This is a genomic window from Psychroflexus sp. MES1-P1E (assembly GCF_002836055.1).
Taxonomy (GTDB): domain Bacteria; phylum Bacteroidota; class Bacteroidia; order Flavobacteriales; family Flavobacteriaceae; genus Psychroflexus.
This window is the reverse complement of record NZ_PJBS01000154.1, coordinates 1-19,451: the sequence shown is the minus strand read 5'-3', so window position 1 is coordinate 19,451 and position 19,451 is coordinate 1. Positions and strand designations below refer to the sequence as shown.

Sequence of the window (19,451 nt, the reverse complement as noted above, 5' to 3'; positions counted from 1 at the left end):
TGCATGTAACAATAAAACAAAAAACTATGAAATTACTATCAAAATTTTTGCTTGTGGCATTTCTTGCTACAGTATTTGTATCATGTTCAGACGATGATGATGCTCCAATAATGCCGCCATCAGGCGATCCGACGATTGCTGATTTGGTGACAGAAAATGAACAGTTTTCTTCACTTTTAGCCGCTTTAGTTCGTACAGATTTAGTTGCGCCATTTGCCGGTGGTAGTGGTGATCTCACGGTATTTGCTCCTACTAACGACGCTTTTAGTACATTTTTGCAAGACAATGGATTTTCAAGTCTTGAAGAAGTTCCGGAAAGTCTCTTAAGAGAAGTTCTTTTAAACCATGTTGTTAACGGAAGAGTTCTAGCAGCAGATTTAACTACAGGATATGTAAATTCTTTAGGTACCGGAAGTGCTTCTGAAAGTACTCTTAGTCTGTTTATTAATACAGATGGAGGTGTAGCAATAAACGGTGTTTCTAACGTTACTACAGCAGATATTCTAGCAACTAATGGTGTTGTCCACGAAGTAAATGCTGTAATTGGTTTACCAAGCGTTACTACACAAGCTATTGCAAATCCTCAATTTTCCACACTGGTAAGTGCTTTAATCGCAGCGAGTACAGATCAAACAAATTATGTAGATATTCTATCAGGTTCAGAAAATTCACCTTTTACAGTTTTCGCCCCAACGAATGCTGCTTTTGATGACCTATTAAGCGGTCTGGGTGTTTCAGGTTTAGGTGATGTTGCTCCTGCAACTTTAGCTACCATTTTAGAATATCATGTTATTGCTGGATCTAACGTAAGATCAAGCGATCTTACTACAGGATTAACAGCAGTAACTTTGCAAGGCGAAGAATTAGAGTTTGACTTATCAAATGGAGCTCAAGTTATGGATGCTACAGAGGCAAATGCCAATATTGCAATAGTAGACGTGCAAACCAGTAATGGTGTTGTGCATGCTATAGACAAAGTGTTATTACCACAAGTGATAGTTGATGTTATTGACCCAACAATTACAGGGTTGGCGATGATGAATGATGACTTGTCTAGTTTGTTTGCTGCATTGCAATTGACAGGTCTTGATGAAGTTCTAAACGACAGGGCGAGCCAGTATACTGTCTTTGCTCCAACCAACGCTGCATTCGATATATTCTTGAATGGTTCAGCTTTAGGAGATCTTCCAGTGGAAGTAGTAACTCAAGTTTTGTTAAATCATGTTTTAGCAGGAACCGCACTTTCTACTGATTTAGAAACTAGTTATACAAATTCTCTAGCTACATTTGGTGACACTGAAAACAACTTGAGCTTTTATATCAACTTAGATAACGGTGTAAGATTAAATGGTGTATCTGCTGTAACAGCTCCAGATAATGAAGCAGCAAACGGTGTTGTACATATTGTTGACGCGGTAATAGGTTTACCAACCGTAGTCACTTTTGCAACAGCAGATCCTAATTTCAGTAGTCTAGTTGCTGCACTTACCGATGATGGACAGGAAGCACAAAACTATGTGGAGACGCTTTCTACCCCAAATGGAACTGCTCCAGCTCCATTCACAGTATTTGCTCCAATTAATTCAGCTTTTGACAATTTATTTGCTGAATTGGGTGTTGAAGGAATTGAAGACATAGATCCAGCTACTTTAACTGCTGCTTTGAATACACATGTTGTTGCACAAGCTAATGTGAGATCAACAGATCTTATGGATGGAACTGTGACTACATTGGGAGCGGATTTAACGGTAGATGCTTCTGCTGGAACTTTAACAGATCCTAATGACAGAGTAAGCACCATCGCTGTGTTTGATGTTCAAGCTTCTAATGGTGTAGTTCATGCCATTGATACTGTTTTATTACCACAGTTATAAATTATAAGCTTATTTATAGAATTAAAAAAGGTTCAACATTTCGTTGAACCTTTTTGCTTTTAAAATTTTAGTGAGCCTATACTTTATCGAGATGTTTTGGCTTCACTCCAAATTTCCTAGTATCCTCTTTGGTCAGTACTTTATAATCTTCAGTTTTAGTCAAATGCTCTAAGGGATATAGCAAATGCTCTGGAAGAGCAGTGAGTTGTCTCGATTTGAGATCAATCCACGATCCCATCATATCGCATCTTGCACAATTCTCTCCTTTTTGGTTATATACGTTATGTTCAAACTGAAAAAACATGCCATTTTCACTTAGGCCTTTTAGTTCTAAACTCACCCTTACCTTGTCTTCAGGTTTTATTTCTTTAAAATAGAAAATGTGTTCATAAAATACAATTGGACCAATATTATACTTTACCAATTCCTGCTGAGAAAAGCCATTTTCCACGAGAAAAGCCATTCTCGTATGGCTCATAAAATTCTGATAGGAAGAGTTTGCTAAATGCCGATTAGCATCCAGATCACTCCAACGAATTTCAAATGATTGACTATACATATTTAAATAAATTTAGTGATTAGAATAATAATTGCACTCAAAATAGTGGCCATGACTACCCCACGTGCTCTATGATCTTGTTTTTTCTTAATAAACACAAAAAACGGCAAAAAGTTTAAAATAGCACCCAAAGCAATAATGCTCCCAAGTACACCTTCTCCTGAAGCTTTGCTGAGAACCATTTCAAACTCCCTTTGCATGATGACGCTTATATACAGGAACATGCCTGCGAGATTGGCAGTGATCCCTATTAAGAAGCCTATGGCAATTTCTTTTTTAATCATTGATGGACCAAGATTTTAAATCATCAATAAATTGATGTGCTGTAAGGTCAAACATGACTGGGACAACAGACACATAGCCAGCTTCTAGAGCTTCAACATCTGTTCCTCCATCTTTATCTTCGTTTACAAATTCTCCAGAGAGCCAATAATAATTTCTCCCTTGCGGATTTTGTCGCTTATCAAATTGCTCTCTCCAAAAGGCTTTGGCTTGTCTACAAATTTTTACACCTTTTAAATTTTCTTCTCCAGCTTTAGGGAAATTGACATTAAGAACAACCCCCTTAGGAAGGCCATTTTGTATGACATTATTTGTAATGCGTTTTATATACTTGGTCGTATGGTCAAAATTAGCTTCCATAGAGTAATCAAGTAGAGAAAATCCAATGGCAGGTATTCCTTCTATCCCTGCTTCTACTGCAGCACTCATCGTTCCAGAGTAAATGACATTTATGGAGGAATTAGACCCATGGTTGATTCCACTTACACATAAATCTGGTTTTCTTTTTAGGATTTCTTGGGTTCCTATTTTTACACAATCCGCTGGTGTGCCTGAACAAGAATATTCTTTGATTTGTGAATATTTATCGATGGTAACTGGGTCGCAATATAAATTGTCATTGAGTGTTATAGCGTGTCCCATTCCGCTTTGCGGCCTGTCTGGTGCAACGACAACTACTTCTCCGATAGTTTTCATAATTTGTATAAGATGTCTTATGCCTGGGGCAGTGATGCCATCGTCGTTCGTGACTAATATTAAAGGTTTGTTTTCTTTTTGCATAGAATTCATTTTCAAGGGGCTAAAATAATCATTTTAGCTCGTAATAAAATGAATTATCACGTTTAACAAATTATTAGCTAGCATTAAAAAATGTGGTATAATTTTTACTGTACATTAGAAATATATTACATTAGTAAACTCAAGTTTTAATGAATTTTGATACGATGAAACGATACAAAGTAAGACGCAATTTTATTATTTTATTATTAGTAACTCTACTGTCTATAACGTCTTGTAGTTTTACAACTAAAGATTTTGATGAAGATTCGGATAAGGACAAAGTGCTTATTGAACTCATTACCTACGTGATTGAGCAAGGCCATTTTGATATGAAAGAGATAGATGATGAATTTTCTGAGGCTGTTTTTAAAGATTACATCCAAGGTTTAGATCCTATAAAAAGACACTTTCTAGCTAGTGATTTTCAAGATTTTGAAGCTTTTAAAACTCAGATTGATGATCAGATTGAAAATAAAAATTTAGTGTTTTTCAACCTTACTGTCGAAATTCTAACTCAAAGAATGGAAGAGGCTAAAGGGTTTTATTCAGAATTACTTGCAAAGCCCTTTAATTTTCAAGAAGAAGAGGTGATTGATACAGATTATGAAAAACTAGACTATGCCTCTAGTAAATCTGAATTGAAGAAACGATGGAGACAGCAATTCAAGTTTTCAACACTTTCTTCGTTCCATAATCTAAAAGAAGAACAGGCGGAGAAAATCAAAAATGGTGAAGAGTTAGACGAAAAATCTGATGTAGAGTTGGAGAAAGAGGCTCGTGAGATCACCAAGGAATCTATTGAAAATTATTTTGAGGCCATGTCTGATCTTGAAAGAAAAGATTGGTTTACCCTGTACATCAATTCGGTGGTCAGTCAATTCGATCCACATACAAATTACTTTGCTCCACAAGACAAAGACAGATTCGATATTTCGATGTCTGGCAAACTAGAAGGAATTGGAGCTAGGCTACAAAAACAAAGAGACAACGTAAAGATTGTTGAGGTAATTTCTGGAGGCCCAGCATGGACAAATGGAGAGCTTGAAGTTGGCGACTTGATTCAAAAAGTGAAACAAGAGGATGAAGAAGAACCCGTAGACATTCGTGGAATGCGACTCGATGACGCGGTAGATCTCATTAAAGGGCCTAAGGGCACGAAAGTAACATTAACTGTTAAAAAAGTAGATGGAAGCTCTCAAACGATCAACATTACAAGAGATGTTGTGGAGATTGAAGAAACTTATGCTAAATCTTCATCAGTTATAAAAAACGGAAAGTCTTATGGTATCATCAATTTGCCGAAATTTTATTTTGATATGCAAGATTATGATGAACGAAATGCAGCTTCAGATATCAAAAAAGAATTGATTCGTCTTAACGAAATTGGAGCAGAAGGTTTAGTGATAGATCTAAGAAATAATGGAGGCGGTTCTTTATCTACCGTAGTCGATATTGCAGGCTTTTTTATTGAAAATGGACCTGTGGTTCAGGTTAGGGATGCGAAAAATAACACAGAAGTTTTAAAAGATACCGATGCCGATGTGATTTGGGATAAACCTTTGGTTATTCTTGTGAATGAATTATCAGCCTCAGCTTCGGAAATTCTAGCCGCGGCTATGCAAGATTACAATAGAGCTGTTGTGATTGGTAGTAAGCAAACCTATGGTAAAGGAACTGTGCAGAATGTTGTAGATCTCAACCGCTGGATGAGAAATAATGACACATTTGGAGACATGGGAGCTCTTAAAATTACGACTCAAAAATTTTACAGAATTAACGGAGGATCAACTCAACTGAAGGGTGTAGAAAGCGATGTTGCTGTTCCCGACCGATATTCTTATATCGATATTGGTGAAAGGGATTATGAAAATCCAATGCCATGGGACAAAATTGCCCCTGCAGACTTCAAAACGTGGAGAGGGTATTCTAATCTTGAAAAGGTAATCGCTTCTAGTAGAGATCGCTTGTCCAATAATGCTCAAATCCAATTGATAGACGAAAATGCAAAATGGATCAATGCACAAAGAAATCAAAACACATATAGTTTAAACTATGACCGCTATGATAAAGAGATGGCTGAGGTAAAAAATATGTCTGAAAAGTTCGATAATATCAATAATTATAAATCAGATCTCACTTATAGCTCCTTGCCTTATGAAGAGTCTCTTATGGCTCAAGATTCATCTTTAACCCAAAAGAGAAAAAGATGGCACGAGAGTTTGTCGAAAGATGTTTATGTGCAAGAAGCGATTAATGTACTTCAGGATTTAAACGTTGATGAAAGCTCTATCAAACTTGCAGCAAGAAAAGATTAATTAGGTGTAATTCTATAAGTTTGACCAGAAATACGTCTTTAACACACTTAGCCCTCCAAAAATTTAAAAAAAATATTTGGGGGGTCTTAAGTTTTTGGTATGTCGTCGCTTGTTTATTAATAGGGATTTTTGCCTACCTGCTGTCTCCAGACAATTCAGAAAATGCCAATAACATGGCGTTGAGTATCCATTCGAAATCCCCTGGGTTTACAACCAAAGTTATCGAGTTGCCCAGTCCTAACCAAAATGAGCAATCCTGGTTCTCTAAATCATTTTTTGGTGATAAAACAGCAAAGACTATTATTCCTATTCAATCATATAAAGAACAAGGTGGTAAACTCTACTATCTCGAATACGGTATGGATGAGTCTGCTTTAGAAAATGAAATTGACATATCTCAAATAGATTTCGAAGGAGAGATAACTGACCTTGTCACTACCAAAACATATTGGTTAGGGACCGATAAATATGGTAGAGATTTGCTGAGTCGGATGTTTATTGGTATAAGAATCTCTTTTTCAGTAGGATTTATTTCAGTGTTGATCTCGCTTGTACTCGGTATTTTCTTAGGCTCAATATCGGGATATTATGGAGGGAAAATCGATGCTGTAGTGATGTGGCTTATCAACGTTACCTGGTCTATACCTACTTTGCTTTTAGTGATTGCCATAACGCTAGCTTTAGGTAAAGGATTTTGGCAGGTGTTTATTGCGGTAGGTTTAACGATGTGGGTGGAAGTGGCCAGAGTGGTTAGAGGTCAAGTGATGAGTGTAAAATCCTCACAATACGTTACAGCAGCAAGAGCTTTAGGGTTTAAAAATCAAAGAATCATTACAAAACATATACTTCCTAACATCATGGCTCCCGTGATTGTTATATCTGCAGCTAATTTCGCTGCCGCCATATTGATAGAAAGTGGGCTTAGCTTCCTAGGAATAGGTGCTCAACCTCCCACGCCAAGTTGGGGCGCTATGATCAAAGATCATTATAGCTACATTATATTAGGAAAAGCCTATCTAGCCATTATTCCTGGTTTAGGAATAATGAGCTTAGTGATGGCTTTTATGCTTGTAGGAAATGCGCTTAGAGACGCTCTGGATGTTAAGAATTAATCATTTAATTTTAGAACGGCCATAAACGCTTCTTGAGGAATTTCTACATTACCGACTTGTCTCATGCGTTTCTTTCCTTTTTTCTGTTTCTCTAAAAGCTTTCGTTTACGAGAAATATCACCGCCATAACATTTGGCTGTCACATCTTTTCTTAAAGCCTTTACTGTTTCTCTAGCAATAATTTTTGCACCGATAGCCGCTTGGATAGGAATATCAAACTGTTGTCTAGGGATAAGTTCTTTTAGTTTCTCACAGATTCTTTTCCCAATATCGTAAGCATTGTCAGCGTGAAGTAAAGCAGAAAGGGCGTCTACACTATTCCCGTTTAATAGAAGATCTACTTTTACCAATTTGGATTTTCGCATTCCAATTGGCGAATAATCGAAGGATGCATAGCCTTTGGAAACTGTCTTTAATCGATCATAAAAATCGAAAACAATTTCAGCTAGGGGCATATCAAAACTCAGTTCTACACGATCTTGAGTCAGGTAAGTCTGGTTGGTAATTTGTCCTCGCTTTTCTATACAAAGCGACATCACAGGGCCAACGTAACCGGATTTTGTGATAATACTAGCTTTTATAAAAGGCTCTTCAACACGGTCTAAATAAGAAGGTTCTGGTAAATCGGTTGGATTGCTTACGACAATGGCTTTGTCCCTATCTTTTAAGGTGAAAGCGTTATAAGACACGTTAGGGACAGTTGTAATAACAACCATGTCAAACTCGCGTTCTAGACGTTCTTGAATAATTTCCAAGTGAAGCATTCCTAAAAAACCACATCTAAATCCAAAACCTAAAGCTGCAGAACTCTCTGGGGCAAAAACCAACGAAGCATCATTTAGCTGAAGCTTTTCCATTGCAGATCTCAACTCTTCGTATTCATCAGTTTCAACAGGATAGATCCCTGCAAAAACCATGGGTTTCACCTCTTCAAAACCAGCAACTGTATTTTTAGTAGGATTTTCAGCGTCGGTAATGGTATCACCAACTTTTACTTCTTTTGCATTTTTAATACCTGTAATTAGGTAGCCAACATCTCCTGCTTTGATCTCTTTTTTGGGAAATTGAACCAGTTTCAAAGTCCCCACTTCATCTGCATAATAATTCTTACCGGTCGCCAAAAATTTAATTTGTTGCCCCTTTTTAATACTTCCATCAAAAACTCTAAAGTAAGTTTCAATCCCACGGAAAGGATTATAAACAGAATCGAAAACCAAAGCTCTTAACGGAGCTTCAGGATCCCCTTTTGGAGATGGGATCCGTTCTACAATTGCATTTAATATTTCTTCTATGCCAGTGCCGTTTTTTGCACTTGCTCTAATGACATCTTCTCGATGACAACCGATTAAATCTACAATGTCATCGGTGACCTCATCGGGGCTAGCACTAAGTAAATCTACTTTATTGAGGACTGGAATAATTTCTAAATCATTTTCTAAAGCTAGATATAAGTTGGAAATCGTTTGCGCCTGTATGCTTTGTGCGGCATCTACGATAAGCAAAGCTCCTTCGCAAGCCGCTATAGATCGAGATACTTCGTAAGAAAAATCCACATGTCCTGGCGTATCGATAAGATTAAAGACAAAATCTTCACCTTTATAATTATAGACCATTTGGATGGCGTGGCTTTTTATGGTAATTCCACGTTCACGCTCCAAATCCATAGTGTCTAGAAGTTGCTCCTTTCGTTCACGTTCTGTCACAGATTTAGTAAAATCTAATAAACGATCGGCTAAGGTGCTTTTTCCGTGGTCTATATGAGCTATTATGCAAAAATTTCGAATGTTCTTCATAGTCCCTTTATCCTCTACAAACGCTTAAAAAGCATTTGAATTTATCTCTGCAAATATAATGGAATTGTTTGGCTTAAGAGGCTTATATTTTACAGTGTTAAAAGCTTTATGGAAATTGTTTATATTTCTGTAGTTTTACACTAAAAAATTTTGGCTAAGATAGATAACATAGAACTTGGAGAATTTCCATTACTTCTTGCACCAATGGAGGATGTAAGTGATCCTCCTTTTAGAGCGCTTTGTAAGGAATACGGTGCAGACATGGTGTATACTGAATTTGTTTCTTCTGAAGGATTGATTCGTGATGCTGCCAAAAGCCTACAAAAGCTTGACATCTATGAAAGAGAACGCCCGGTTGGTATTCAGATTTTTGGAGCTAATCTCGATTCGATGTTGAGGTCTGTTGAAATTGTTGAAAAGACTAAGCCAGATGTTATAGATATCAACTTTGGGTGTCCAGTTAAAAAAGTGGTTTCTAAAGGAGCAGGAGCAGGCATTTTGAAGGATATAGATCTTATGGTGAAACTCACCGAGGAAATGGTGAAACATACCCATCTACCTATAACTGTTAAGACTCGATTAGGTTGGGATCATGATTCCATTAAAATCTATGAAGTTGCAGAACGACTTCAAGATGTGGGTTGTAAAGCCATCTCAATTCATGGGCGTACAAGAGCTCAAATGTACAAGGGAGAAGCAGATTGGAAACCTATTGCAGAAGTCAAGAACAACCCGCGGATGCATATTCCTGTTTTTGGAAATGGGGACGTAAATAGTCCAGAAAAAGCTGCACTCATGCGAGATGAATATGGACTCGATGGAGCAATGATTGGTCGGTCGAGCATAGGGTCTCCTTGGTTTTTTAAAGCGGTAAAACACTATTTTGAAACTGGGACGCATTGTGAACCCCCTTCTTTGGTAGAACGTATTGATATTGCTAGACGTCATCTGCAAATGGCCATCGATTGGAAAGGGGAGAAGCTAGGCGTTTTTGAAACTCGACGACATTACACCAATTACTTTAAGGGAATCCCGCACTTCAAAGACTATAGGATGAAAATGGTAACTTCCGATCATTCTGAAGATGTATTTGCTGTTTTTGATGAGGTTGAAAATAAGTTTTCTGACTACCAGTTTGTTTAATCAATTTTAAACTCTTTATCTCTTTTGAAACACATCTTGTTCATTTAAATTTAAAAAAGATGAAATTATTTTTTTTAATCTCTTTAGTGATTATGTTTGGCTTTAGTTCATACGCACAAAGCATCGATGAAAAGATTCACCAAACTTTAAAAAATTACTTAACGGAATTCCCTTTTCAAACTCAATTTTCTGTAGCATTAATCGATCATGATGACATTAACTATTATGGGCAAGTAAAATTCTCAGACACTATAAATGAATTAGATAACAGTGCCTCTGTTTTTCAGATTGGATCGGTTACCAAGGTTTTCACCTCTACACTTTTGGCTAGTCTTGTTGTTGATAAGTCATTGAAATTAACAGATTCGCTTCAGCAGTTTTTTAGATTTCCACTTGCCAATACTTCAATTACGTTAGAAAGACTTTCCAACCATACATCTGGTTTGCCAAGGCTTCCTTCTAATTTGAACTTAACGTTAGCAGACCCTAAAAATCCTTACCTTACTTATACTAAAGCAGATCTGGAGTTTTACTTAACCTCAGAAATGGAAGTGCTAAATACCTTAGAGCCTAGCTATCAATATTCAAATTTGGGGGCTGGCATTCTGGCTAATGCTTTAGAAAATGCTACAGATAAAACCTTTGACGACTTACTTTTAGAAAAAATATTTCAGCCCTTAAGGATGAAAAATTCTACACTAGACAGCAATCTTGTTGAGTCAAATTTGGTTCAAGGCTTAGATCAAGATGGAAACCCTACACCTGTATGGGACATGGGAGTTCTTGCTGGTGCTGGTGGAATATTATCTTCCACTGCCGACCTCTCAAAATTTGTAAAGGCCCATTTTGAGGATACAGAAACTGCGTTTTCATTAACGACCTTATCCACTTTCTTAGTCGATGCAAATTTAAGGATTGGCTTAGGATGGCATATTTTGCAAGATGAGCAAGACCATAATTTATATTGGCATAATGGAGGAACCGGGGGTTATTCGGCTTCTGTTTTTGTTATTCCTGAAATTCAAAAGGCTGTTATTGTTTTAACTAATGTATCTGCATTTCATCCTAAAGCCTCGCTTATAGACGAATTGGGCTTTAAACTCTTAAGTGCATTTTAAAAAAGATAAAGCGCTGTGTTTTTAAACACAGCGCTTTTAAATATAACGTGTCATTATAACTCCTATCTGTTTTCTGCAATGGGAGTTGGGAATTGAACGAAAACATTATCTCCTGGTCTGTCATTTGGAAGTTGATCGAGTCTGTTAAAACGTCTCATATCTATCCATCTATGACCACCTTCTGCAAAAAGAGAATAACGCCTTTGTAATAAAATTTCATCAACGAGTTCAGATGGAGAATCGCCACCTGTATAATCATCTAGCTCTGCTGCGTTTCTGATAATGTTAATAGCATTGATAGCTTCGCTTGGATTTGATATATGTAAAGCTTCAGCATAAAGAAGAACAAGTTCTTCATTTCTAATGATATCTACATTATCTATAATATTGTCATAAACGAAAACATTATAAATACCGCTTAAATCGGATTGGGTTAAGACTTCTTCTCTTCTCACTACTTTTCTAATTCTACTGTCGCCCGTCAACGTGTCTGCAATAAAAGAAGGATGTGCAATTCTAGCATTGGCTACCGTTTGATTGACACTGAAAAACAATGGATTGGGAAAATCTAGGCCGGATTGTGAAAATGTAAAATAAACACTTTCACTAAGGTTTCCACTTAAATTAATAAAGGAGTCTTCCAACAGGGATTCAGCTTTTGTATAATTTCCTCGATACACCTCAACTCTAGCATGAAAAGCTTTATTGAATTGAAGAAAACCGGCAGGAGTTGATGCAATTGTGAATCCTTCACCGTCGTCAGGCAGTGAAAAAGGAAATTCACCTCCATTGTTTTACAACTGAGTTGCCGCTTCTCCCAATAGATTAGAAATAAAAGCAATAGCTTCATCATAACCTAAAAAAGGGCCTAAATTATCCGGATCTGACACATCAACTCGAATTCCGTTTTGATATTGTTGATTAAGAACCATCAACAGTTCATGGGCTTTAATAGTATTCAGGAAGCCTTTAGAAACTGTGATTTCGGCCCCGGTAAAAATCCCTTCACTATTTCCAATACCTTGTATTATCAAATTAGCATCTTTAATTGCAGTGTACCTAGCACTGTAAGGAGATGTCGTGTAAAACGTATTGTTGTCTAGATTTCCAGTCATCACATCTGAAGACCATCGAGGATCTGAACTTTGAAATCTGTAATATTCTCGTCCAGCTAAAGATTGGCCGTCGACTTGGGTGCCAATTTTCAATCGCATATCCGAAAGTACACCTGTAATGGCTTGTTCTAATTCACCACGGCTAATACCGTCCTGTATGGACTCTGCAGTAGGCCTATTTAAATTCTCTCCATCTTCCAGCTCACACGACAAAGTCATAAGGCAAACCACTGGTAAGAATAAGATTTTATGTATTAATTTCATAAGTCTATATTTTTTGATTAAAAGTCCATTTTTATTCTAAATAAATATTGTTTTGAAGTTGGGTATGGTGTGACCTCTACCCCCGTTGATAAGCCGTTTGAGCCAAAATTTGAGACTTCAGGATCATAACTATTGTAATCAAAGAAATTAACTAGATTTAATCCCGTCAATCCCATCTTGATATTGGAAACATAGCCTTTGAAAAGACTTTGAACTACCTTATCAGGAACAGTGTAACTCAGTGCTATTTCTCTTAATCTCAGGTAAGAAGCATCTTCTACAAAAGGAGCTGCAATACCGTTAACTAATGAATTTATTCTAAAATCACCATTACTCAATTCTCCACTTGGGTCTAAACTAAAATCGTCATAATCATTAGAGGTTTGTCCGAGGTCTGTGAGTAGAGTCGTTAAGTTAATGTTGTCTCCACCTTCTTTCCAATGCCATAAAAAGGAAAGGTCAAAGTTTTTATAACTAAAATTATTGGTGAATGTCATTTGAAAGTCTGGTTCTGCATCACCCAATTTTATAATACTCCCTTCACCATTATTTCCTACAATTTGTGTAGCGCTTTGGCCTTCCTGAATTCTGAAGGTTCCTAGGCCTGTACCAAAACCACCTAAATCGAAGGGATCTACATCAAGTCTGGTGACTTCAGATCTGTTTCTAAAGAAAATGACATTAGTACTCCATTTGAAATCACCTTCTCTTAATACATCAGCATCCATGGTAAGCTCTAGTCCTTCGTTTCTTAAGCTACCAGCGTTTGAAAATCGATTCGTAAATCCTGAAGAGGGTTCATTTTGAGCTTGAAGAATTAAATCATCAACTTCTTTGATATAATAAGAGGCTTGTAATCTGATGCGATTATCTAAAAGACCAGCGTCAAATCCAAATTCCAATTCTTTTTGGCGCTCAGGATTAATCGTAGCATCTCCCAAAGTCCCTGGGACTCCAATACCAGGAAGACCTCCTATTGAATTCCCCACAAGTGTAGTAAACAAAGCCCCAAATGGTGCGAAATTTCCTGCTTCACCATAAGCAATTCTTGGTTTGAAATTTGTAAGGAAATCGCCTTTCCAAAAATCAAAATTATGAAGATTCATTGCTAGTGATGCTTTTGGATAGTAAAATAGAGTATTTGCATCTCCAAAGTTTGAGGATTTATCTGCTCTCACACCAATGGTTCCTATTAGCTTGTCCTGGTAGTTTACTTCTTCTTGAATAAAGAAGCCTGAGTCATCTTGATCTCTTCGGAATTGATTTACATTTATATTCCCAGCCTGGTCCAAATTTGACTCAGAACCAATGAGGTCTGAAGCCACATTATTAACTGTATTTATAGAAAAACTTTCTCTGGTTATACCACCCTGAGAAGTGAATGTGATATTGTCATCAGTAAAATAGGTGTGGACTAAAAAGGCAGAATAGTTATTGTTTCTGGTTTTAGTATTTCCTAAAGCACTCACTCCATTAAGGCCTCCATTAGCGGGATCCATAAATTGGAGCTCTTTTGGAAATAAAGCAGTTGTTTGCAACTGCTAATAATCAAGTCCAAATCTAAATTGTGCTTTTAGACTAGAGTTTTGACCTTGGTAAACATCATAGTCCAAGGTACTCCCTAAAACAAATCTATTTACATTTTCTCGGCTAGTGATCAAGGCTATAGTTTGAAGGGGATTAGATCCTCCATAAGGGTTGTCGGGATAGACTCCGTTTGCATTTGGGGAAAGTTGTGCCCAAGATGGGAGGGAGGTAAGAGTAACTCCAATCGTGGCTCCAGAATTGTCGTTATTAAAAAATCCTCTATCAGAGCTAGAATCTATATAATTAGCCCCTACAAATAATTTCATTTTATCATCAAAAAAATCGTGAACGACATTCAGCCTTGCAGACTTTCTATTGTAGCCTGTGTTTTCTACGATTCCATTTTCTTCTCGGTTGGAGAACGATCCATAAAGAGTCGTGTTGTCGGAACCTCCTGAAACGCTGGCATAGGTATTACTTATAAAGCCTTCTTCTCCAAAAACTTCCTTTTCATAATCAACTAGGTTTCCATTTTGTTGAGCTTGAGCAAATAGGTCTCCTTGCCCCTCCCCAAATCCGTTTTCCGCAATATCTCGGGTATAATTCCTTTGGCCTCTAAAGTTTATAATAGAGTTAAATCCTAATTCTTGTTGAACAGAAACTTTAGTATCACCTGCTTTTCCACGTTTGGTTGTAATAATAATCACACCAGCAGCAGCACGTGCTCCATAAATGGCTCCAGCTGAAGCTCCTTTCAGTACTTCTACTCGCTCAATAGCATTAGCTTCCAAGTCTGCAATTCTGTTGGAAGGGTTATCTTGGGAAGATGAACTTCCTCCAGCAGCCGCTCGAGAAACAAAATTAAGTCCTGCTCCAGAAATACTACTGTTGTCGATATAAACACCGTCCACTATATAAAGAGGCTGAGAATTTCCAAAGACAGAGGTAATTCCTCTAAGTTTCACAGAAACACCGCCGCCAAGGGCACCAGAATTTCTTGTAACTAAGGCTCCTGCAAATTTACCAGCTAGAGCTGCATCCAAAGTAGGTTGAGATGCCCTTCCTACCAATTCCTGAGATGAAATAGAGGAAACTGCATTTGCAGCGTTGGATCGTTTTACGGAAGTCGCTAAACCTGTAATGACTACTTCCTCCAAAGTTGAAGCAGATTCAGTAAATGAAACTGTAAATGGTGAAGAAGAGGTAACATTTATGTCTTGAGACTCATACCCTAGGTAAGTAAATCTTAAAGTTGTAGGTAACTTTTCTACCAATAAAGAAAATTCGCCATTCGTATCACTAGTCGTCCCATTGGAGGTTCCTTTTTCCACAACGTTAACAAAGGGTATGATGTTACCCGTGGACTGCTCTACTGTTTTTCCTGTGAGTGTTTCTTGTGCTAATACCAATCCAGGTAAAAAAACAAAAATATAAGAAAGCTCAGCGATTTTTGTTTAACTTTTTTCATATCAATCATTTAATTTAATTTTAATTAATCTATGTAATTAATACAACTTTAAGTTAATAAATATTGACAATGTTGTAACATTTAACGAGCTGCGTTTTTAAAAAGTGAATTTATCAGTAGTATTTTAAAATAATAGATTAAATTGCGAAATAGTTCTAAATCTATTTTGAAAATCAATTCTTCATCCTAAGTATTGATTATTTCAAATAATGATAAAATGATTAGAAATTACTGGAACGAGCAATGGAAGCCAATGGTCTTCGATGAAAAAATTGCCGATACCGAAAAGTATAAAATTTCCAATTACGGAAGGCTTATAAAATGCCAAACTTCAAGTGAAGTTTTGGTAAAAGAGTTTTTTATTAACGGGTACCAAACCATCCCTCTCAAACAAAAAGAAAACGGTAAGTCAACTAGTCGTTACGTTCACAAATTGGTTGCACAGCATTTTCTGGAACAAGGTGATGGGATTTATGTCATTCATGTCAATTATGGCAAAAAAGACAATAAAGTCGAAAACTTAAAGTGGGCAACCAAAAAGGAGAAAGAAAATCATCAATTTACTAATCCGGAGTATCTAAATAGACCTAAAAAGCGAACGTACTCTAAACTCACCGAAGCTAAGGTAAGACTCATTAAACGAAAGATTCATGACCCTAACCGTCGTACGCGTATGAAAATGATTGCTAAACAGTTTGGGATTTCAGAAATGCAACTCTACCGAATTAAAAGTGGAGAAAATTGGGGGACGGTGACCGATTACTAATTTTAGTTGAAATCAAATTCAATCCAAATAGGAATATGATCTGAAATCATTCTGGCAGACTTTAAGTCTGTGAATGCTTCATAAAATAAATCGACCCCAGTTTTTAGAATCCTAAAAGATCTAGAGTCTATAAACATATTGTCATATTCTGAAGCCAGACAAATTCCAGTTTTGCATTTCATTTTCAAACTGGTTTTTTGATTGACCAGAGCAGAAATAAAGCCTTTAGATTTTAAAGGATTAAACACACTGTGGCTTTCGGGTAAATTAAAATCTCCTAAGACTATAAAGTTCTCATCGGGATAAAGCTCTGGGTAAAGCTTTAAATATTTTAATTCTTGTTCTGGTTGTTTAGATTTTGGAACAGCATGAATATTGACAAGCGTGAAAATTTGATTTTCAAATTTGAATCTTATAAAATAGGGTTCTCGCTCAAACTCCTCGATACAATCTAGGTCTAACCACGCTTTTCTGTCAACTTTTAATCGGTTGGTTTTCCATAGAAATGCATATCGTTCTGAGCTGTAAGTTCCTCCTTGAGTGGGTTTACTCACTACATGATCCCAACGTGAGCCTTTTCTGTTCAGCTCATCGGCTAGTTTGGTCACCGCCTGTGCACCGCCATTTCCAGCGACTACTTCTTGAATGGCAACAGCATCAAAATCGCGCAAGGTTTCTGCCATAAACTCAATTTCACTTTTGGATTTAGAATTTCCTAAATGACGGATGTTCCAAGAGCTAATCTTAACTTGAGCAAGGCTTATTGTGGATACAAGTAGTAAACTCAAAAAAACAACTAAGGATTTGTTTAAAGCCATGAGGTGAAAGATTAAAATGAACTCAAAAGTAGAGACTTTGTGTTTAGATGCAATTGAATCGAGTTCTAAAAAAGTTTTAAATTATTATCTATAAATTGCGGAATTAAGCAGAATGAATACCTATATTTTAAAAAATGTAAATTAAACTATGAGTGCTGAACCAAAAGTAAATAAGCCAGAACCAATAGCGATTAGTAAAGAACAGAAATCGTTTCATCATGAAAGTAACGTCGGGTCTACAATCGAGGATTTGATACAAGGTGAATCGATACTTATTAATGAGTTTTATAATGATGGCATATCCCTTCTTAAGGAATTGCACAATTATCTGAAACGCAAACTACCTAACAAATCCTTTAAAGAGCAGCATGAGTATCGCGCAGAATACTTTAGACTTTCAAATCTCATTTTATTGGAAATTATCGATCAAAGAATAGTGGCAAAGCGATCTCCTAGTATTGGATGGTTAGAAAAACTGTACTCAGAAAATAATCATTTCTTTTTAACCTTTCCACAAGTGCAAGGTTTGAATAGTGCTTGGCAATGGTATAAAAATGGGGTTTCCTTACCCGTATTGCGGAATAAAATACATCCCTATTATGGAACCTATTTCCCTACACGGTTCGAGCATCTAGTTCTTTTTGATAATTGGTTGAAACGCTATAAGGGATCAAAAAAAACAGCTATTGATATTGGAGTAGGGAGTGGAGTTCTCTCTTTGCAAATGGTTCAACACGGCTTTCAAAAAGTCTATGCAACAGATACAAATCCTAATGCTATTATTGGATTAAAGGAATTTATGGGAACCACAAAGCTATCTCGAAAGATCGAATTGGATTATGGAAATCTTTTTGGGAAATGGAAAAAGCAAAGTGAATTGATTGTATTTAATCCACCTTGGTTGCCAGGAACTGATAATTTGGGAAGTATAGATAGCGCCATTTATTATAATGAAACCCTATTTCCAGATTTTTTTATTGCTGCCAAAAAAAGACTATTGCCAGACGGGAAGCTTGTGCTTATTTTTTCAAATTTAGCAGAAATAACAAATGTAACCACCGTTCATCCTATAGAGAAAGAATTAGCTGAAGGAAATAGATTTCAACTGGAAAAGTGTTATAAGAAATCTGTAGGAGCGGCCTCTGAAAAGACTAAAAGAAGTCCACATTGGCGTTCCTCAGAAGAAGTACAGCTTTGGGTGCTTTTATCAATTTAAACCTATAATCCTGTAATAAATCATTTCTTTTTCGCTTGCTTTTTTCAAAAATAATTACCGTAGCTAAGGCTATGCTAATTATTTTTGAAAAAATCTGTGCTTAGCTACATCTTATTATAATTCAATTTATTCATGCGACATTATAATTTAATTTGGTATTACACATAGTTGAACCTACCATAGATTATAAGGTTTGCAACAGTCACTGTTACTTTTTATGAGTCATAATCAGAGGCCTATTTTCTTCTCACAATCATTTTAAAGTATAGTCTTCCTGTTTTAAACATTATTTTCCTAACTGGGAATACAGAAAATAAAAGAGCCGATAGAGGCTCGTTTCATAACCTAAAATCTCCATCCAAAATTCACACCACCACGACCAGTCAATTCTGGAAGGTTGTAAAGATTATCGTCATCTGCAATGCCTAGATTACGTCCTATTCCAAAACCTACATCTATTAAAAAACCACTATCGCTTACCCATTTCCACCCTATACCTGCACCTATAGCTAATTCTGTAAATGACTTTTTTGGTAAACTATTGTTATTAAAAAACAAATCGCTGTCATTATCAAAGCTATAGAGTTTAACAAACCCTTCTCCATAAAAACCTTTTGCACCGTAATCTTCCTTAGAAAAGAAGTACTGTCTGTAATAGGGTGTAAAACTAAAGGTTTCGATATTTTCATTATTACTGTTATCATATGTCCCTATATTTAAATCAACTCCTATTCCGGAATATCTTCCTAATACATATTCATATCGCGGATTTATCCCTAAGCCACTTATTGCTGCTGCCACATCTAAGCTTATTTCATGTTTTTTAACCTCATTGAATTTCTCCATTCTTTCTTGAGAATCGGTGAGGTTTTCATCCTGTGCTTGGCCAATACTTAAAGTGCAGATAGCTAAAGCTGTTAAAATTACCTTTTTCATAGTTTGGTTTTTATAAGGATACAATTTAGCTACAACAGTTGCGTGAAAGAATAGTCCGTTTTTAACAAATCCATTTATTTTTTTGTGAGGTTTGTTGACCTTAAAGCCCATTAACAAATAAATATTAAAATTTTCCAATACAGCAGTCCATTTAAAAAACACCTTTTCAGTTATGTAAACTTTTCCAAAAACGTAGATTTCTATGCCAAAGTATCCGTCAAAAAAAATCAAATCCAGATGGTTCTTAAGGAAAATTTAAGCTTCAATAAAATAAACAATAAAGGGGTTTGCTTATATATTTTTAAAAGTTGACTAGAGTTTTATTGACATCGAAGCTAATAATACCAATTTAAACCTATAATGTC

Annotated in this window: 17 protein-coding genes; 7 read left to right on the top strand and 10 right to left on the bottom strand. The window is 36.4% G+C overall.

The features are described from left to right. Positions 1-26 precede the first annotated feature (26 nt). A complete protein-coding gene (locus CXF67_RS05580; RefSeq protein ID WP_102087859.1) occupies positions 27-1,874 on the top strand; it encodes a fasciclin domain-containing protein in 1,848 nt (615 codons plus the stop codon). A gap of 76 nt (positions 1,875-1,950) precedes the next feature. Here the strand turns inward: CXF67_RS05580 and CXF67_RS05575 are convergent, their stop codons facing one another. From CXF67_RS05575 to surE, 3 genes are read right to left on the bottom strand one after another with little or no spacing between them, the layout of a single operon-like run. After that, positions 1,951-2,433, bottom strand: coding sequence for an acyl-CoA thioesterase (locus CXF67_RS05575; protein WP_102087848.1), 483 nt, complete (start codon positions 2,431-2,433; stop codon positions 1,951-1,953). A gap of 2 nt (positions 2,434-2,435) precedes the next feature. Then, positions 2,436-2,717: a hypothetical protein gene (locus CXF67_RS05570; RefSeq protein ID WP_102087847.1), complete on the bottom strand. Its 282-nt coding sequence runs from the start codon at positions 2,715-2,717 to the stop codon at positions 2,436-2,438. After that, entirely contained in the window at positions 2,710-3,495 is a 786-nt protein-coding gene (surE, locus tag CXF67_RS05565; protein ID WP_102087858.1) for a 5'/3'-nucleotidase SurE, read from the bottom strand. Before surE ends, CXF67_RS05570 begins: the two co-directional genes overlap by 8 nt. A gap of 149 nt (positions 3,496-3,644) precedes the next feature. Between surE and CXF67_RS05560 the strand changes: the two genes are divergently transcribed. Continuing rightward, the gene (locus CXF67_RS05560; protein ID WP_102087846.1) at positions 3,645-5,810 is read left to right on the top strand and encodes a carboxy terminal-processing peptidase; all 2,166 of its coding nucleotides are present in this window, start codon (positions 3,645-3,647) and stop codon (positions 5,808-5,810) included. 20 nt (positions 5,811-5,830) lie between these two features. Further along, positions 5,831-6,922 (top strand): ABC transporter permease, encoded by a 1,092-nt coding sequence (locus CXF67_RS05555; RefSeq protein ID WP_102087845.1) that lies wholly within the window; start codon positions 5,831-5,833, stop codon positions 6,920-6,922. Here the strand turns inward: CXF67_RS05555 and lepA are convergent. Continuing rightward, a complete protein-coding gene (gene lepA, locus CXF67_RS05550) occupies positions 6,919-8,715 on the bottom strand; it encodes a translation elongation factor 4 (RefSeq protein ID WP_102087844.1) in 1,797 nt (598 codons plus the stop codon). The genes CXF67_RS05555 and lepA overlap by 4 nt on opposite strands. A gap of 150 nt (positions 8,716-8,865) precedes the next feature. On the opposite strand from lepA, the gene dusB reads away from it, so the two are divergent. Then, positions 8,866-9,858, top strand: coding sequence for a tRNA dihydrouridine synthase DusB (dusB, locus tag CXF67_RS05545; RefSeq protein ID WP_102087843.1), 993 nt, complete (start codon positions 8,866-8,868; stop codon positions 9,856-9,858). A gap of 59 nt (positions 9,859-9,917) precedes the next feature. Then, a complete protein-coding gene (locus CXF67_RS05540; RefSeq protein WP_102087842.1) occupies positions 9,918-10,976 on the top strand; it encodes a serine hydrolase domain-containing protein in 1,059 nt (352 codons plus the stop codon). A gap of 62 nt (positions 10,977-11,038) precedes the next feature. On the opposite strand, the gene CXF67_RS18690 is transcribed toward CXF67_RS05540, so the two are convergent. The 4 genes from CXF67_RS18690 to CXF67_RS18675 all read right to left on the bottom strand — a co-directional run bounded on the left by CXF67_RS18690 (position 11,039) and on the right by CXF67_RS18675 (position 15,291). Next, positions 11,039-11,620, bottom strand: coding sequence for a RagB/SusD family nutrient uptake outer membrane protein (locus CXF67_RS18690; protein ID WP_257984605.1), 582 nt, complete (start codon positions 11,618-11,620; stop codon positions 11,039-11,041). A 150-nt stretch (positions 11,621-11,770) separates the two neighbouring features. After that, positions 11,771-12,355, bottom strand: coding sequence for a hypothetical protein (locus CXF67_RS18685; protein WP_257984604.1), 585 nt, complete (start codon positions 12,353-12,355; stop codon positions 11,771-11,773). Positions 12,356-12,372: 17 nt separating this feature from the next. Continuing rightward, positions 12,373-13,854, bottom strand: a complete 1,482-nt coding sequence (locus CXF67_RS18680) for a TonB-dependent receptor domain-containing protein (protein WP_257984603.1) — start codon at positions 13,852-13,854, stop codon at positions 12,373-12,375. A gap of 42 nt (positions 13,855-13,896) precedes the next feature. Next, positions 13,897-15,291 (bottom strand): carboxypeptidase-like regulatory domain-containing protein, encoded by a 1,395-nt coding sequence (locus CXF67_RS18675; RefSeq protein ID WP_257984602.1) that lies wholly within the window; start codon positions 15,289-15,291, stop codon positions 13,897-13,899. Positions 15,292-15,567: 276 nt separating this feature from the next. Between CXF67_RS18675 and CXF67_RS05525 the strand changes: the two genes are divergently transcribed. After that, entirely contained in the window at positions 15,568-16,116 is a 549-nt protein-coding gene (locus CXF67_RS05525) for an NUMOD4 domain-containing protein (RefSeq protein WP_102087857.1), read from the top strand. 2 nt (positions 16,117-16,118) lie between these two features. On the opposite strand, the gene CXF67_RS05520 is transcribed toward CXF67_RS05525, so the two are convergent. Continuing rightward, positions 16,119-16,934, bottom strand: a complete 816-nt coding sequence (locus CXF67_RS05520) for an endonuclease/exonuclease/phosphatase family protein (RefSeq protein WP_102087841.1) — start codon at positions 16,932-16,934, stop codon at positions 16,119-16,121. A gap of 148 nt (positions 16,935-17,082) precedes the next feature. Between CXF67_RS05520 and CXF67_RS05515 the strand changes: the two genes are divergently transcribed. Continuing rightward, complete coding sequence (locus tag CXF67_RS05515) at positions 17,083-18,150, top strand: methyltransferase (protein ID WP_102087840.1); 1,068 nt, start codon at positions 17,083-17,085, stop codon at positions 18,148-18,150. Between the two features lie 345 nt (positions 18,151-18,495). Here the strand turns inward: CXF67_RS05515 and CXF67_RS05510 are convergent, their stop codons facing one another. After that, entirely contained in the window at positions 18,496-19,086 is a 591-nt protein-coding gene (locus tag CXF67_RS05510) for a hypothetical protein (protein WP_145990391.1), read from the bottom strand. Positions 19,087-19,451: the final 365 nt, after the last annotated feature.

Coding starts and splice junctions, on each gene's coding strand:
- CXF67_RS05570 (WP_102087847.1), bottom strand. CDS start 2,717: ATGATTAAAAAAGAAATTGCCATAGGCTTCTTAATAGGGATCACTGCC.
- CXF67_RS05560 (WP_102087846.1), top strand. CDS start 3,645: ATGAATTTTGATACGATGAAACGATACAAAGTAAGACGCAATTTTATT.
- CXF67_RS05575 (WP_102087848.1), bottom strand. CDS start 2,433: ATGTATAGTCAATCATTTGAAATTCGTTGGAGTGATCTGGATGCTAAT.
- CXF67_RS05540 (WP_102087842.1), top strand. CDS start 9,918: ATGAAATTATTTTTTTTAATCTCTTTAGTGATTATGTTTGGCTTTAGT.
- CXF67_RS05520 (WP_102087841.1), bottom strand. CDS start 16,934: ATGGCTTTAAACAAATCCTTAGTTGTTTTTTTGAGTTTACTACTTGTA.
- CXF67_RS05515 (WP_102087840.1), top strand. CDS start 17,083: ATGAGTGCTGAACCAAAAGTAAATAAGCCAGAACCAATAGCGATTAGT.
- CXF67_RS05525 (WP_102087857.1), top strand. CDS start 15,568: ATGATTAGAAATTACTGGAACGAGCAATGGAAGCCAATGGTCTTCGAT.
- lepA (WP_102087844.1), bottom strand. CDS start 8,715: ATGAAGAACATTCGAAATTTTTGCATAATAGCTCATATAGACCACGGA.
- CXF67_RS05510 (WP_145990391.1), bottom strand. CDS start 19,086: ATGAAAAAGGTAATTTTAACAGCTTTAGCTATCTGCACTTTAAGTATT.
- CXF67_RS05580 (WP_102087859.1), top strand. CDS start 27: ATGAAATTACTATCAAAATTTTTGCTTGTGGCATTTCTTGCTACAGTA.
- CXF67_RS18685 (WP_257984604.1), bottom strand. CDS start 12,355: ATGAAATTAATACATAAAATCTTATTCTTACCAGTGGTTTGCCTTATG.
- surE (WP_102087858.1), bottom strand. CDS start 3,495: ATGCAAAAAGAAAACAAACCTTTAATATTAGTCACGAACGACGATGGC.
- CXF67_RS18680 (WP_257984603.1), bottom strand. CDS start 13,854: ATGGATCCCGCTAATGGAGGCCTTAATGGAGTGAGTGCTTTAGGAAAT.